The organism is Nonomuraea sp. NPDC049028 (assembly GCF_043197735.1).
GTDB lineage: Bacteria > Actinomycetota > Actinomycetes > Streptosporangiales > Streptosporangiaceae > Nonomuraea.
The window spans coordinates 236,693-252,254 of record NZ_JBICTR010000003.1; the positions used below are offsets into that span (position 1 = coordinate 236,693).

Below are 15,562 nucleotides of genomic sequence, written 5' to 3' on the forward strand. Positions count from 1 at the left end.
GGTGGGGCGATCTAGTGTCCCGGCCATGACCTCAACGACGCAGGCGTACACCTACGCCGCGCCCTCCTCCCTTGTCGACGGTCGTCTCGGATTGGCGACCTCCGGCGGCCGGGCCCTGTCCGGCCCGGCCGTGGCCCCCCGGTTCTTCAGCGGCGTGGTGACCCAGTCGGCCCCCGCCGCGGCGGCCCTGCTCGGCGTCGCCGATGTGGCGCTGGCCCGCTATCACCAGCCGCAGGCGCGGCCCGGCTGGGTGCGCGACCCGGTGGTGACGTGCAATGGAGACCGGTTGCGGTTCGAGTCGTTCTCGGCCTGTGGCGGCGTGTACGCCCGGCTTGACCTGCTGAGCGGCGCGCTCGACGGCGAGGTGTTCGACCGGGGCACCACCAACGTCGACGTGAACGCGCCGCTCCGGGAGGCCCTGGCGCGCATCGGCGCGCGGGACCCGCTGCACCTGGGGGTCGGGCTCGACGAGCTGGTCGTGACCACGATGGACGGCGCGGTGGTGGAGAAGAAGGTGCCGCTGCCCGAGCGCTGGTTACGCGGCTTCGCCGAGGTGCAGGTCATCGCCTCGGGCATGGACCAGCGCGGTGAGCTGACCGGCATGGCGGCGGTACGGTTCCTGCGCGGGCTGCCCAAGAGAGAGACGGTATGGGTGGCGCAGACGGGGCGTGAGCTGAAGGCCTCCGACCGTCAGGTTCCGGGCGCGGTCCAGCTCGCCGGCCCCAACCGGCTCGCCACCCTCCTGCCGCTGCTGCGCTTCGCGAAGTCCCTCCGGGTGTACGGTCCGGCCGAGGGAGCCTCCAGCGCCTGGGAGCTGGAGCTGCCGGGCATGCGCTACACGCTCACCCTCTCGCCCGAGCGCTGGCGCGGCTTCTCCGGCGAGGGCGCGGTGCTCGACGACCTGGCCACCGACGAGGCCGAGAACGACGCCGACGTGGTGGGCATGCTGCTCAACTTCGAGCCCGAGATCGAGATCGGCCTGCTGGCCGACCGCGCGGGCATCCCCGCCGATCGGGTGCGGGCCGCGCTGACACAGCTCGGCGTCGCCGGGCGGGTCGGCTACGACCTGTCGGAGGCCACCCACTTCCACCGTGAGCTGCCCTATGACAAGGACAACGTGCTCCTGCTCAACCCACGGCTGGCCAAGGCGCGCAAGCTCGTTGACGCGGGCGCCGTACGCCTCGAAGGCGAGCTGGCCACCGTCCACACCTCGGGTGGCGCGCGCCGGGTCTCTCTGACCGACGGCTCCTGCACCTGCGAGTGGTGGTGGGACCATCGTGGCTCCCGCGGGCCGTGCAAACACGTGCTGGCCGCCCGGATCGTCGCCCGCGCCGCCGTGGAGGTCTCCCGATGACCCTCTGGACGGAGATCTGCGACCTGGTCACTCGCAACCAGGTCACCCGCCTGACCGACCGGCTGGTCACGCTCACCGAGGAGGAGCGCGCCGAGCTGGGCGGGCGGTTGCCCGGCTTCGTCAAGGAGCTGCGCCGCGCCCGCACCGAGCAGGTGCGGGCGCAGTATCCCGACGACTTCGAGGAGGATGCCTCCTGGGAGGTCGGCGAACTGCTCGACAAACTGGCCGGCGCGCTGCTGCTGACCGGTGTCGGCGTCATCACCGGCCCGGCGGCCGCCGTGACGTGGATGACCAGCCGCGACGTCAACCGCCGCTGGGCCGAGGACCTCGACGTCGCCCAGGTTTGCCGGGTGGCGGCCACCCGCCCCTTGGAGTGGCGCCACGATGTCGCGGTCCGGCTGGCCCAGCGGGTACGCCGTCCCGCCGACCGCATCGCGCCGCTGGCCGTGGCACTGCTGCGCGAGTCCGGCGCCGTGCCACCCGACCACGACCCGCTGGTGGCCGCCTGGCTGGCCGCGCCGAACGTGGCCGATGACCCGCTGACCCCCGTACTACTGCCTCGTGTCTTCGACGCCGACGGCGCGGGCCGCGTCCTCCGCGACGAGCGGCTGGAGCCCCGGCCGACCCGCTGGCTGGCCGCCGCCGTGCGCGAGCTGCCCAGGGAGCAGCTGCTCGACGGTTGCGTGAGCCGCTTCCTGCGCGGTGGCGAGGCGCAGGACCTGCGGTTCTTCGTACGGCTGCACACGCTGCTCGACCCCACGCCCGAGGAGTCCGCGTCCCGCCTGCGCGACTACCTGCGGTTGCTGCCGTCGGCCCCGGGCACGGTCGCCGAGCTGGCCGCCGGGCAGGTACGCGGAGCCATGCCGATCGACCACGCCGACCTGGTCGAGGCGGTCGACGCGCTCACCTTCCGGGACGAGGCCAAGCTCGCCGCCACCGGTCTGCGCTGGCTCGACCGGGCGATCCGGGCCACGCCCGAGGCGGCCGCCGACTTCGTGACCGCGCTGACCACGGCGTACGCGCACAAGTCCTTCGACGTGCGCAACCGCGCGGCCGAGCTGACCCTGAAACACGCCGGCCTGTTCGCCGACCACGCCGAGGCGATCCTCGACGGCGTCCGCCACCTCCCCGCCGACCTGGGCGCGAAGCTGGCCGAGCGGTTCGGCGGGGAGACTCCGGTCGAGGAAGTGCTGGAGCGGAAGGAGTTCCCGCCGCTGCCCGAGCCGCCGGAGGCGCGACGGTTCCCCGAGCCGTCGGTCTCCCTTGACTACCACGAGCGTTGGATCGGCCAGGAGCACTGGCTGGCGGCCTTCGTCACCGGGATCGCCGACGACCGCGCGAAGCTGCGCCGCAAGCTCACGCCCCAAGTCGAGCAGGACCGGGGCCACTGGCGGTCCAGCGAGGTGCGCCTCGACCCCGACGACTGGCAGTCGGCGCTGTCCGCCGAGCTCGTGAACCCCGGCAGCGTGCCGGAGCTACCGCCGATCGGACCGAAGAAGTTCTGGGACGACGCAAGCTACTCCGTGAGAGTACGCGCCCTCACCCGTGACGAGGAGCCCGAGCCGGAGCCGTCGCCCCGGCGGATCGTGGTGGGCGGCGCCTGGCAGCCTGGCCGCTACCTCGACGACGACACCCCACTGCGCGCCGTATTCATCACCTGGACCAGCGACGACGGCCCGGCCGGGGCGGTGGCCCACGAGGGCGACCGGCAGATCCCCTTCGCCAAGGGCCGGATCCACCTGTACGACTCCCCCACCGACGACGGACCGCCGAATCACCTCCGTCCGGTGCGGAAGAGGCCCGGCGTCTTGTACGACGACTCCGAGGAGGCCATGCCGTCCTTTGTCCTCGACGACGTCTACGAGCGCATGGCCGAACTCGGCGTGGACCCCGCCCGGATCGCGGCGATGCGGGCGGAGGAGCAGGTACCCCCGCCAGGCCCGAACGAGCCGCTCGTGCAGGTGACCGTCGTCTTCATCCCGCCCCGGCTGCGTTCCTTCATGCCCGAGGCGCTGCCCGAGAACGACGAGTGGCGGCGGCGCAACCACCTGCCCGACCCCAATCACGTCTCCCCGCCCCACGACTTCCTGCTGCACCGCTACGCGGAACTCGCCGAGGCCCTTCGCGACGGCACCCTGCCGCCGGTGCTGCTGGCCACGCCGACCTGGATGAGCGGCCACCTCGACCCCGACGTACTGATCGACCGGCTGGAGACCTGCGCCGCCGCCGGCGTGGAGCCGCTCCCGGCCGATCTGGCGCAGGCGCTGCTGCGGTTGCCCCGGGGCAGCCACCAGGCCGCGGCCGACCGGGCCGCCAAGGTCGACTCGGAGGCTGCGCGCTCAGCCGCCCGCTGGCTCGCCGGTGACGGCATGGCCGATCCCGAGTGCGGCCACGTGTGGCGCCACATGGTCGGCGCGTCCATGGTCGAGTTCGGTGACGGCGAACCGGAACACTTCACCGAGGTCAGGCTGCAGCCCGTGCTGCGGATGACGGCCCCGACCGGCCATCGGCTGATCGACGAGGTGCTGCTGCGCCAGCCGTTCGATTGGACGCACAACAAGTTCGGCGGTTCGCTCAGGGCGTGGCCCGCCATGCTGCCCTCGCACCGCGAGGTCGTGGCCGTCAACTTCCTGCCCTTCATGCCACGCGGCGGCTGGGGCATGTGGCTGGCTCCGGCGGAGATCACCGGCCTGGAGATCGCCCAGGGCCCGATGGGCGAGTCCACGGCGGTGATCCTCGCCTTCCTCCTGGCCGACAACGTGCCCAGCATGATCCCGCTGGTCCTGAGCATGGCCGCCAGGGGCGAACTGCCCGCCGAGGCGATCGGCCGCCAGCTCGCACTGGTGCTGCGCCGCACCTGGCTGGAGACCCGCTCCGCCGTCGCGGCCCTGACCGAGCTGGCCGACGCCGGCGGCCACCACGAGGTGTGGCGCATCCTGCGCGCCCTGCTGCCCGGGATACTGCCGGGCGAGGGGCAGCGCATCACCGTGACCCACGCCGAACTCGTCGCCTTCGCCACCGACGTGGCCCGCTGGACCGGCGCGCGCGGGGAGATCCCGGTCGTCGCCGAGTTCGCGCGCAGCCGCCGGACGATCCGCTTCGTCCACGAGTGCAAGCGCCTGCACGCCCAGCTCACCGGAGCCACGTCATGACTTCTGACGACATCCGGACCGAGATCAGGAATCTCGTGCTGCACCACGACGCCGAGGGCCTGGCGTCGCGGCTGCCGAAGCTCACCGACGCCGAGCGGGCCACCGTCGCCGCCGAGTTGCCGAGCCTGCTCGCCGAGCTCCGCGAGGGCCCGCTGTCCGACTGGGACGCCTTCGACCAGGTCACCGGGCGGTCCGAGGTGCTGATGATGGTGGGCGCGGCGACCATTCCCGGCTCGGCCGGGGCGACCACCTGGCTGATGAAGCGCGACCTCAATCCCCGCTGGTCCGGCGCGCCGAGCCCGCACCGGCTGGTGAAGGCGCTCTCCGGTCGCCCGGTGGCCTGGCGGGCCGATCTGGCCGTACGGCTCGCGCGCCGCATCCGCCGCCCCGACGACCGGATCGTACCGCTGGCCTTGGCGCTGCTGCGCGACGGCGAGGCCACCCCACCCGACCACGAGCCGCTGGTGGCGGCCTGGTTGTCGGCGGTGGGCGTGGCCAAGGACCCGCTGACGCCCCATCTGCTTCCGAAGATCTTCGAGGCGGCCGGCGCGGGCCGGGCACTGGTCAACGAGACGCTCACCCCGAAGCCGTCCCGCTGGCTGGCCCTGGCCGCCCGCACGCTGCCGCGCGAGCAGATCATCACGGGCTGCGTGAGCCGCTTCCTGCTCGGCGGCGACGTACGGGACCTGCGCTTCTTCGTCCGGCTGCACACACTCGTGGCGCCCACGCCAGAGGAGTCGGCCGGGCGACTGCGCGACTACCTGCGTCTGCTGCCCGCCGCGCCGGGCCCGGTAGCCGAGCTGGCCTGGCAGCAGGTACGCCAAGCACGGCTCGACCCGGCGGACGTCGCCGAGGCCATCGAGGCGATGACCTTTCGCCAGGAGGCCAAGCTCGCGGTGAAGGGCCTGACCTGGCTCGACCGCGACCTCCGCCATCACCCGGAACGGGTGGCCGACCACGTCACCGCGCTGACCAATGCGTACGCGCACACCTCTCACGAGGTACGCGACCGCGCGGTCACCCTCACCCTCAAGCACGCCGGCCACCTCACCGACCCCGCGCCGATCCTGGAGGCGGCCGAACTGCTGCCCCCGGCCTCAGCCCGGCAACTCCTCGAGCGCTTCACCGAAGGCTGGACCGGCGATTTCACCCCCGGCCGTCTGCCGGAGGCCACCATCCCCGGCCCGTTCCCCACCTCCGGCCTGGAGAGCGGCCCGCCGGAGGAGATCGGCTGGATCGACATCGAGGCATGGCTGGCGGCGGTCACGCGAGAAGCGCATACGAACCCGGACTCCCTGAAGGAGACGCTGGCCCGGCGGTTCGGCGAACACCTGCGGCCGGTGCTCTACGACTGGCCGACGTGGCAGTCCCCGCGTGACTGGTGCACCGCGCTGGCCAGGGAACTCGTCAACCCCGGCGAAGATCCAGGGCCGCCCATGTCTCGTCCGCCGAGGCAGCGCCCGTCGTACCGAAAAACGATCTTCGAGGGGCAGAGCCTGTCCGGCGGTCTCGGGGAGGCCCTGTACGACAGCATGGTGAACGTCGCGGCCACGGCCTTCCAGCTGTTCCCCGGCCTCCGCACGGTCGTCCCGCTCCACGAGATGCCCGACTATTTCCAGGAGGTGCTGCGGACGGTCGACGTCCAGACCGACCTCTACGACCCGACGGGGCGACCCGCGCCCGCCCCCTGGAACCGCCTCCCCCGCCTGCGGGAGTGCGCCCGCCCCCACGCCTTCCTCCTGTCCCGCCTCGACGAACTCCTGCGCGCGGCGAAGGCCGGAGCCCTGCCCCCGGTCCTGCTGGCCACCCCCACCCGTGCCGACGGCCACCTCGATCCCGAGACCTTGCTCGACCGCCTGGCCATGTGCGCGCACTCCGGCGGCGAACCGCTCCCGCTCGATCTGGAACAGGCTCTGTTACGCCTCCCACCCGATCCCGCCCCCGACCTGGCCGTACGCGCGCAGGGCATCGGCTCGGCGGCCGCCGCGGTGGTGGCCCGCTGGTTCGAGCGGGGCGCGCCCCCACCCCCGGAGGTGGAGCTGACCTGGACCCTCGACCTCGGCTCCCACGTCGTGCCCTACGACGACCGTGTCCTCGACCAGCGCGGCATCGCCAACGTGAGCTGGCGACCAGTGGAGCCCACCGGTCTCGCCCACATTGACGCCCTGCTGACCGCCCCCGAGATGCGGCCTTTTCGGCGCCTGTCACGTGACTTCTGGCCCGGCATGACGCCCCACCACCGGGAGCTCGCGGCGGCCCATCTGGCGTTCGGCCTGATCGACCGTTTCGACCCGCCTGACATCGCGATCGACGACCTCCGCGACCTGACCCTGGCCGAAGGCGCGTCCGGACCGGCGACGGCCCTGGTGCTGGCCTACTTCCTCACCGTGGAGGGCGACGACGCGGTGCCCTCACTGCTTCAGCTGGCGGCCAAGGGCGCGCTCCCCGCCGCCGAGACGGGCCGCCTGCTGGGCCTGTTGGGCCGCCGCACCCGCTACGAGGCCGGCCCCGCGCTGCCCTCACTGGAACTGGCCGCCAAGCAGGGCGCGCACGCCGAGGTATGGACGATCTTGCGCCACTTCCTGGCCTCCTTCCTCCCGGGTGAGGGCGAGCGGGCCCAGCGTCCGCACACCGACGCCGTCGTGCTGGCCACCGACATCGCCATGTGGGCCGGCGCGCGGGGCGAGATCCCCGAGGTGGCGGCTCACGCCCGGAAACCCGGTTCGACCTCGCTGACCCGGGCCTGCCGGAGCCTCCACCAGTTCCTGACCCGGGAGACCTGATCGGCTCAGCGACGGCGGTGGCCGCTGGTGTCGCTCATCCAAGATCGGTGCCCCTCAGCGTCGGCTCATCGATGTCCGCGTCCGTGCACGATCGGAGAACGACGTCCCATGCCTCCGCCCCGGAGCGCGCGATGCTGTTGTCCCTGAAGCGAATGCCCTGGGTGCTCTTGGCGTCGAGTGCCGGAACGTCACGGAGCACGAAACGATTTCCTTCGACGACGACGCCACGGTGAACCGGGTATGCGGAGTCGGTCCGCGGATCGACGAAGATCGCCGGCCCACCCGGATCGACGAACTCGTTTCCGCGGACGATCAGATCGCGTACCGGCCCGGACTCCCACCATTCGGCGGCGTCGCCCGAGACGTAGACCGCGGCCATTCCCGGGCGTTCGAACCGGTTGTCCTCGATGACCACCGGACGCCGCGTGGTCACGAGCACGGCGCGCGTGGGCACGTTTCGGAAGACGTTGCGGGCGATGTGTACGGCCGGCGTCCGGGTCACGTTCTCCACCGCGGCCCGCCCGGTGAGGTCGCCGGGCAGCTCGGAGCCGACGGTCAGGACGATGCCCCTGAGCGGGTGGGCGCGGTCCCGCCCGCTCGGCTGCCGTACGCGCTCCACCGTCGCGGTCGCGATCGGCTGGAGCGTCTCCCGCTCGACGATCTCGACCAGGTCGCCGGGCGAGGACTGCGGGAGCCCGGCCGTCTCCGGATGCGCGTACTCGAGCACCAGCGTGCGGCGGTCAGGCTGAGCGGCGACGCGGAGGTAGGTGCCGTGCACATTGATCGGGTCGTCGTGCGGCCCGTCAAAGAGGCAGTCGCGAACGGCCGCCACTCCCGAGCATCCGGCGAACTGGACGAAGTCGGCGAAACCCGCCGTGTGCCGCCCGCTGCCCGGTGGGCTTCTGAACTCGCAGCCCTCGATCGTGACGTCACGGCTGGCCTGTGCCACGACGCCGAAGCCGTGCAGGAACCGGAAACGCAGCCCGGACAACCTCACGCCGGAGCTGTCGAGCACGAGCGCGCCGGGATGATCACGTGTCGTCAGGCGCATCTCGTAGACGACACCGAGGTCGGCCGGTTCCTCGCCGCGGTCGTAGTCGATGCGGATCTCGCGGTCCCCCACCGCCTTGATCGACCGGACGTCGTCGAAGAGCGGGTTCGGGCCGCGCCGCGTCCTGTGGGCGGACGGATCATGGATCTGCGTGTACTCGAGCGCGTCACGACCCTCCCAGGCGACGGCGCCCGAGCCGAGCGCCTCACCGTGCCAGCGGATCGAGCGCCCTTCGACGGAGAACAGCGTGACCTCGGGCACCCGGATCACCCGGTACGCCCGCCCCGCCTCGACGCCCGCGTCCACAACTGTGGCGTCGACGACCGTCGGCACCGCGAAATCGAACTCGAGTCCCTCGACGCGCACCCGCCGCGAGTCGATGACGGCGAAGGTCGTCTGGAGCCCATGAAGCAGGATGCGGGCGCCCTCCCCCGAGATGACGAGATCGTCCATCCCCTCGACGAGTACGGCGATCGTCTTCTCGCGGTACCGCGGATCGTCCCCGACCGTGTTGGAGACGTACAGCTCGCGTCGTTGAGCGCCGTCCGGCCAGAAGTGATAGTCGCCCGGAGGGAATCGGAGGACCACCGGCCCCGCCACGGCACTGGCGGCCCGGAGCGCGGCCGCGACCGCGGGCGCGGCATCGGAGCGGCTGCCGGGAGCCGCCCCGAAGTCGGTGACGTCCAGCGTCGCCGGCACCGAGCTAGACCCCCTCGCCGACGAAATCGAGCACCAGCCGTGCGTGCGGCCTGACTCCCGGCCCGCAGGTCGCCTCCGTCATGTCGAGGGCATCGAACGGGCCCGGCGCAACCGGGCGAGCCCGCCGGAGGGAATGGCCAGCGCGTGGGGTCCGGCGGCCAGAACGATGTCCCCGTCGACGACCCGCCGCCCCCTGGCGTCCCAGATCTCCAGGCCGGCGCTGACCTCGTCCCCCTCGTTCAGCAGGATCGGGGAGCTGTCGTCGGCGTTCGCGACCAGCAGTTCCGTCCAGTCGCCGGCCGGAATCTGGATGGCGTGCGGCGCGTACCTCGCGACGAAGTGCCGCCCGCCGTCGTGAACGCGGGCCACCGGGTACATCAGTTCGGGGCGCTCGGGCACCAGCCGGCCGTGCAGCAGCAGGTCGCGGTGCTCCCGCCAGACACTGAGCCAGAACGTGAGCGCCTCGGACTGGCCATCGGGAAGCCGCGTCAGGTCCACGGAGACCTGCGGTACGCCCAGCAGTGAGTTGATCAGATGATGGGCGACCCGCTCCGGGCTGTCGCCCTCGGCCCACATGATCGGGTCGCTGTGGATCGGCGTGCCGGGCCGGCTCAGGCGCAGGTCGAGGATGCCGACGCGGTTCTGGACGGCGTTCAGCGGGCAGTCGCCGACGCGGATCATCGAGGCGTACCGGGCTGGCTCCGGATGAATGTACGGCTCCCGGAACTCGATCAACGGCTCGGCTCCGAGCCCTCGTAGCCTGTCGACGATCTCGGACACGGTGTCGACGGCCGCGGCCACGGACCCCGGCGCCCCCTGGTCCTGGAACTCCTCCAGGAAGTCGAGCTTCAGGCCGTCGGCCCCCGTCCGCGCGATGATCTCTTCCATCCGCCCGACCAGGTAGGCGCGGGTGAGGGGGTCTCGCGGGTCGAGGACCTCCGCCTCCAGTTCGGGTTTGTCGCGCAGCGTCGAAAGCCCCAGGTCGCGGGCCTTCGCCCGATAGCCCAGGAACGGTGTGCCGATCCACCACACGGTACGCAGCCCTCGAGCGCGCAACGCTTCGACCAGGCCGGCCGCATCGGGGAACTTGTCCTCCGCGACCTCCCAGTCGCCGCACGATCCGTATCCGCGTCCGTGCGAGTTCGTCTGCCAGCCGTCATCGACGATCACGGTGCCGAACCCCATCGCGGCCGCGCGATCGGCCTGCGCGAGTACGGTGCCGGCCGTGACGTGCTGGTGCGCGAAATACCAGGTGCACAGGACCGGGTCCTCGGCCCCCGGCGCCACGCGATGGCCCTCCTCCCCCTGGAGCCAGCGCCCCGCATCGGGAACGGCTCGCGCGAAGGTGCCGCCGGACACGTCCAGGAGAAGCCGCACGTCGCCCGGCGTACCAGAGCCGCCGACAGCGATCTTGATCACGAAGTCGGCGGTCTCCTCCACCAGGCCGGCCAGCACCTGTGTCTCGCTATGCCCGGTGTCGACCGCGTAGACCAGACGGGTGACGTCGCGCGAGCCGAGCAGAGCCCCGAGCGGAAGGCCCCGCAGGGCGGTCGCGTCGATCGGCGCCCCCCACGACGGCGGGATCGTCGCGTGCGGCTCGGTGCTGCCCGGACGCCACCACGCGCCCGCGTCGGTCGCGGGGATCGTCACGGTAAGACTGAGCGGCTCGCCCAGCGTGCGGAACACGACCTCGAAGACTCCGCCCCGCAGTTCGCGCACGTCACCCGGCCGCGTCGCCCGCAGCAGGAGCCCCGCGCCGGAGTGATCGGCGCCCAGCGGGACAGGCGCCTCAGGCTCCGAGTGGGTCCACCCCGGTAGCCAGGAGGCACCCGTGGCAGGCGTTTCGATTTCCGTCATTTGATCCCCGTGAATGATATTCCGCCGATGATGTGACGCTGCGCGAAGAAGAAAAGAAGAACGCAGGGAAAGGTGACCACCAGGGTGGTGGCCATCAGCAGTGGAGTGTTCGTGCCGTGTACGGACTGGAAACCCGCCAGGGCGAGCGGCAGCGTCTTCCACCGCTCCGTCGAAAGATAGATCGCGGCCTGGAAGAAGTTGTTCCAGTAGGACATGAACTGCAACACCGCGGTCGCGATGACGATGGGCCGGGAAAGCGGCAGGTAAATCGAGAACCAGATGCGGAACCAGCCCGCGCCGTCAATGAGGGCGGCATCCGTCAGCGCGTCCGGCAATCGCAGATAGAACTGCCGGTAGAGGAAGATGAAGAACGAGGAGCCGAAAAAGGTCGGGACGATGATCGGCCACAGCGTATCGATCATGTCGAGATTCTTGAAAAGAATGAACTGCGGGACGATCGTCACCTCTCCGGGAAGCAACATCGTCGACAGCACGATCGCGAACAGCACCCCGGAGCCCCGGACCCGGATCCGCGCGAACGCGAACCCGATGAGCGAGGACGAGAAGACCACCGCGACGACCGGGACGAGCGTGCTCAGCACCGAGTTGCGCAGGTAGGTCCAGAAGGGAAACGAGCCGAGGCCGTCGGAGAAGTTGGACCACTGCCACTGGATGGGCCAGAGCGACACCCCGCCCTGCGACACGCCCGCCTGCGTCCGCAGCGCGGTCGCGATCATCCAGAGGAAGGGGTAGACGAAGACGACGGACCCGACCACGAGCAGGGTGACCGCGAAGACCTTGGGCCCGAGCGGCCGAGGTCGCGCCCCCTCCGCGCTAGCTGACATGGACACGCCGCCTCCGCTCCCTCGGCCGTTGCGATTCGTAGTAGACCCAGAAAGCGCTCCCCCGGAACACCAGCGCCGTGAGCACCATGATCATGGCGAACAGGATCCAGGCCAGGGCGGAGGCGTATCCCATCTGGAAGAAGGAGAACGCGTTCTGGTACAGGTACAGGACGTAGAAAAGGAGCGAGTCGGACGGGCCGCCCCCGTTGTGCGTGACCACGTAGCCCTGGGTGAAGGTCTGCATCGCACCGATGAGACCCGTGACCACGTTGAAGAAGATGACGGGGCTCACCTGGGGAAGCGTGATGTGCCACAACGAGTGCCGGCGCCCGGCGCCGTCGATCGAGGCCGCCTCATAGAGGCTCTTCGGCACATCTTGCAGGCCGGCGAGATAGATGATCATGTTCCCGCCGACCGTCCAGAGGCTCATGAGAATCACCGCGGGCAGGGCCCAGTCGGCGTCGAAGAGCCACTTGGGTCCGTCGACGCCGAACAGGCGGAGCACCCCGTTGACGAGGCCGTAACTGGGGTGGAAGACCCAGATGAACAGCACCGCCTGGGCCACTCCCGTCACGAGCGAGGGCAGGTACCAGATGGTCCGGAACACGTTGACCCCGCGGACCCGGACGTTCATCAGGAGCGCGACACCCAGGGAGAGCAGCGTCTGCAGGGGAACGCTCACGACGGCGTACGTCAGGGTGACCTTGATCGCCTGACCGAGCGCGGGGTCCGAGAGCGCTTCCTTGTAGTTGGCGAGCCCGGTGAACTTCGCCGGATCGATCAGGTCCCAGTCCATGAAGGACAGGACCAGGGAGTACACCATCGGCCCACCCGTGAAGATCACGAAGCCGACGATCCACGGGGAGACGAAGAGCCAGAACGCGGCGGTGTTCCGCGAGATCCAGCGCGCCCGGAGGGCGCCCCACAGGCCGGCGCCGATGAGGCCGAACACGATGGCCAAGATGATGACCAGGGAGAGGATGGGCCTGAGCCCCTCGTCGACGCGCAGCCGTTCGAGGAATCCCGACAGCCCATCCACGATGCCTGACATGCCGCGATCCCCCTCTACGCGATCCGCTCGGTGACCGTCACTGCGCCGCGTCCAGCAACTTCTGGCATTCGGCCTGAAGCTGCGGCAGTACGACGGCCGGATCCTCGGTGCCGGACCCGATCGCGGTGCGTGAGTTCAGGTCACCTGAGAAGGCGCTCTCGATCCGCACCTTGTCCTTGACGGCGGGCGTGGTGACCGCGTTCTTGACGGCGTCGATGAAGGCCTGCAGGTTCACCTTCGGGGCGATGGATTTGAAGGCGTCGAGCGATCCCTCGATGACGGGGATGCCGAGCGCGGACTTCGTCGTCGCCAGGAGGTTCTGCGCGTCGGGGCTCGAGCTCATGAACTTCGTGAAGGTCTTCGCCGCGGCGGTCTCCGCCTCGCTCGCGTCCTTCGCGATGCCCAGGCTGTCGACCTCCATGGGCTCGCCCTTGCCGGGCAACGGCACGATGAGGAACTTCGAGGAGTCCAACGCGGCGATCTTGGCGATGTTCCACGGGCCGAAGTCGGGCAGCATCGCGACCTTGCCGTCGGCGAGCCACTGGAACATGTCCTGCCCCTGGGCGTCGGCCTGGTTGGGCGCGAAGCCGTCGGTCTTCACGGCGTTCACCACGGTCTGGGCGGCGCGGATCCCGTCGGCGTTGCCCATGGTGCACTGCTTGCCGTCCGCGCTGTAGTACGAGCCGCCCTCCGCGATCAGCCAGCCGTCGTACCAAAGGGGCGCGGAGCCATAGACCTTCTTCGCGCCCGATCCCGACGTCAACTTCTTGGCCGCGGACACGAAGTCCGCGGTCGTCATCGGCGTCGTCCCGGACGGGACGGCGACGCCGGCCTTGTCGAAGGCGTCTTTGCCGAGGGCCAAGACCTTGCTCTTCGCGACGAAGGGCACCGCGTAGTCGGCCCCGCCGAACGTCCCCGCCCTCTGGACGGCCGGGGAGTAGTAGACGCTCTTGTCGACCTCGACCTGCTTGAAGGCGTTGGCGAAGCTCGGCAGCGAGGTATCTGAGATCTCCGCCACGGTCGGGGCGTCGCCCCCGGCGATCGACGTCTGGAGCTTCTGCTCGTAGTCGCTCTGGATCCAGTTGGGCTCGACCTTGATCGTCGGGTTGGCCTTCTCGAACGCCGCGATCATCGCCTTCATGGTGGCGGCCTCGTCGGTGGTCCCCCAGAAGGCGTAACTGATCGTGGTGGTCCCGGCCGAGCCTCCTCCACCACTGGTCTCACTGCTACAAGCGGCGAGCGCGAGGAACGAGGCGGCGGTGACGGCAGCGAGTGCCTTTCGGTGCAAGGGGGGTCTCCTTTGTCAGTGATCTATCGCTGCCCGCGAAGCACGACGACGCTGCCGTCGGCAGCCGCGCGTACGCGTGAACCGTTCGGCACGTCGACCGTGGTGACGTGCCCGTCGTCCCAGGTGGAGGTCCAGGTCACGCCTGGTCCGCCGGTCACCTCGAACTCGGTGGCTTCCCTGGCCTCGTGCCGCAGCCCGACGACGGAACCACCGACCGGAACATCTCCGACCTCGATCCACTCCCCGGCCGGCAGATGCGAGCGGGTGTGGACGACGCCCTCCTGGGCGCCCGGCTCCAGCCCGGTCAGGCCGACCGCGACATGGGCGACGTGCGTGAAGGGGACCTCGGGATAGTCCGCCCTGGAGTCCGCGAGGTATCGCATCCAGCGCAACGCCTCGTCGTCCCATCCGTACCGGAAGAACGCCTCCGGAAGGTACGTGAATGCCTCGATATTGGTCGGCGGCGTCGCCGCGAGGCCGGATCGCAGGAAGTCGAGATGCGCGCTCGAGCGCTGGTCGTCGCGCATGATCCCCTTGAGTGCGGGGAACCAGGTGCTCTCCAGCCGGAACCCGCCGGTCGGTCCGTCGGCGGTGAAGCCCGCGGTGTAGTGCTGGTCGCCGGGCAACCACCACGATGTCGAGAAGTGCTCGGCCAACTGCTCGGCCCGCGCACGATTCCACGCGGCGAACTCTTCGTCGAAGGTGACGGAGCCGAGCGCCAGGTGCGCCGCCCATTGGCTGGCGATCCCGTCGGCGGCGACCAGGAGGTGCGGTGGCCGCTCCCCCTCGTTGTAGGTCGCCGTTCCGCGGAAGATGTCCCCGCTGCCGCCTTCGCCGGCGACACCCGTCCCGAGGGGATCATGGGCGTCGACGAACGACGTCATCGTGCTGCGTACGAACGCCGCGATCTCCGGAGTGAGCAGGAATCGGTCGTCCGCCGTCCAGCGATATTGCTCGACCGCCTTCTCGACGAGTTCGAATGGCGCCGGGATCTCTCGTACGAAGTCGTCATCCGAGTGGTAGTCGATGGCGGCCGGCGTGCCGTCGAACTCGAAGGCCCACAACGGATACCAGCCGCGGGCGCCGTTCGACGATCCGGCGAAATGCCGGAGCATCGAAAGGTTCTCCACGTCCAGTCCCAGCAGATGCGCGCCGAGCATTTGGTGGGCGAGGTCTCTCGAATAGAACATCGGCCGGTCCGTCAAACCGGCCCAGTAACTCGGGAGATATCTCGGGTCCCGTCCGGTCTGAACCCACTCACGCGAACGACGTGACGCCCAAATGAAAGATTCGACAAGATCGTGCATGCTCGAATCAACCCGAAGGTGCCATGGTGGGTGATTTTGGCCAGACCGTGTGGCATGCGCCGCAGGTGGTGACTGCTTCGTCATGAAAAGGGAGTGTTACATACACGTCATAAACACGTCAACAGTAGGGCAACGCAGTGCGTTACAGGACGGCCACACGCTCAAGGAGCCCGCG

9 protein-coding genes are annotated in these 15,562 nt (G+C 70.2%); 3 read left to right on the forward strand and 6 right to left on the reverse strand.

All coding sequences use genetic code 11. From position 1 onward, the window contains the following. The first annotated feature begins 25 nt into the window (after nt 1-25). From ACGFJ2_RS12015 to ACGFJ2_RS12025, 3 genes are read left to right on the forward strand one after another with little or no spacing between them, the layout of a single operon-like run. The gene (locus ACGFJ2_RS12015; protein ID WP_357953807.1) at nt 26-1,354 is read left to right on the forward strand and encodes an SWIM zinc finger family protein; all 1,329 of its coding nucleotides are present in this window, start codon (nt 26-28) and stop codon (nt 1,352-1,354) included. Continuing rightward, a complete protein-coding gene (locus tag ACGFJ2_RS12020; RefSeq protein ID WP_393467351.1) occupies nt 1,351-4,506 on the forward strand; it encodes a DUF6493 family protein in 3,156 nt (1,051 codons plus the stop codon). Before ACGFJ2_RS12015 ends, ACGFJ2_RS12020 begins: the two co-directional genes overlap by 4 nt. Continuing rightward, a complete protein-coding gene (locus ACGFJ2_RS12025) occupies nt 4,503-7,289 on the forward strand; it encodes a hypothetical protein (RefSeq protein WP_393467354.1) in 2,787 nt (928 codons plus the stop codon). Before ACGFJ2_RS12020 ends, ACGFJ2_RS12025 begins: the two co-directional genes overlap by 4 nt. A 34-nt stretch (nt 7,290-7,323) precedes the next feature. Here the strand turns inward: ACGFJ2_RS12025 and ACGFJ2_RS12030 are convergent, their stop codons facing one another. The 6 genes from ACGFJ2_RS12030 to ACGFJ2_RS12055 form a co-directional block, all read right to left on the reverse strand. Continuing rightward, nucleotides 7,324-9,039 (reverse strand): right-handed parallel beta-helix repeat-containing protein, encoded by a 1,716-nt coding sequence (locus tag ACGFJ2_RS12030; RefSeq protein WP_393467357.1) that lies wholly within the window; start codon nt 9,037-9,039, stop codon nt 7,324-7,326. 78 nt (nt 9,040-9,117) lie between these two features. Beyond that, nucleotides 9,118-10,896, reverse strand: a complete 1,779-nt coding sequence (locus ACGFJ2_RS12035; RefSeq protein WP_393467360.1) for an alpha-galactosidase — start codon at nt 10,894-10,896, stop codon at nt 9,118-9,120. Next, complete coding sequence (locus ACGFJ2_RS12040) at nt 10,893-11,633, reverse strand: carbohydrate ABC transporter permease (protein WP_357953817.1); 741 nt, start codon at nt 11,631-11,633, stop codon at nt 10,893-10,895. The genes ACGFJ2_RS12035 and ACGFJ2_RS12040 overlap by 4 nt, the downstream gene beginning before the upstream one ends. Nucleotides 11,634-11,730: 97 nt before the next feature. After that, nucleotides 11,731-12,792, reverse strand: coding sequence for a carbohydrate ABC transporter permease (locus ACGFJ2_RS12045; RefSeq protein WP_393467363.1), 1,062 nt, complete (start codon nt 12,790-12,792; stop codon nt 11,731-11,733). Between the two features lie 37 nt (nt 12,793-12,829). Further along, entirely contained in the window at nt 12,830-14,080 is a 1,251-nt protein-coding gene (locus ACGFJ2_RS12050; RefSeq protein WP_357953822.1) for an extracellular solute-binding protein, read from the reverse strand. Between the two features lie 23 nt (nt 14,081-14,103). Further along, nucleotides 14,104-15,270: a hypothetical protein gene (locus tag ACGFJ2_RS12055; RefSeq protein WP_393467367.1), complete on the reverse strand. Its 1,167-nt coding sequence runs from the start codon at nt 15,268-15,270 to the stop codon at nt 14,104-14,106. Nucleotides 15,271-15,562 lie beyond the last annotated feature (292 nt).

What these genes read in the sequence shown, in the direction of transcription:
- ACGFJ2_RS12035 (WP_393467360.1), bottom strand. Translation starts at nt 10,896, where the DNA reads ATGACGGAAATCGAAACGCCTGCCACGGGTGCCTCCTGGCTACCGGGG.
- ACGFJ2_RS12015 (WP_357953807.1), top strand. Translation starts at nt 26, where the DNA reads ATGACCTCAACGACGCAGGCGTACACCTACGCCGCGCCCTCCTCCCTT.
- ACGFJ2_RS12045 (WP_393467363.1), bottom strand. Translation starts at nt 12,792, where the DNA reads ATGTCAGGCATCGTGGATGGGCTGTCGGGATTCCTCGAACGGCTGCGC.
- ACGFJ2_RS12055 (WP_393467367.1), bottom strand. Translation starts at nt 15,270, where the DNA reads ATGTTCTATTCGAGAGACCTCGCCCACCAAATGCTCGGCGCGCATCTG.
- ACGFJ2_RS12040 (WP_357953817.1), bottom strand. Translation starts at nt 11,633, where the DNA reads ATGATCGCGACCGCGCTGCGGACGCAGGCGGGCGTGTCGCAGGGCGGG.
- ACGFJ2_RS12020 (WP_393467351.1), top strand. Translation starts at nt 1,351, where the DNA reads ATGACCCTCTGGACGGAGATCTGCGACCTGGTCACTCGCAACCAGGTC.
- ACGFJ2_RS12025 (WP_393467354.1), top strand. Translation starts at nt 4,503, where the DNA reads ATGACTTCTGACGACATCCGGACCGAGATCAGGAATCTCGTGCTGCAC.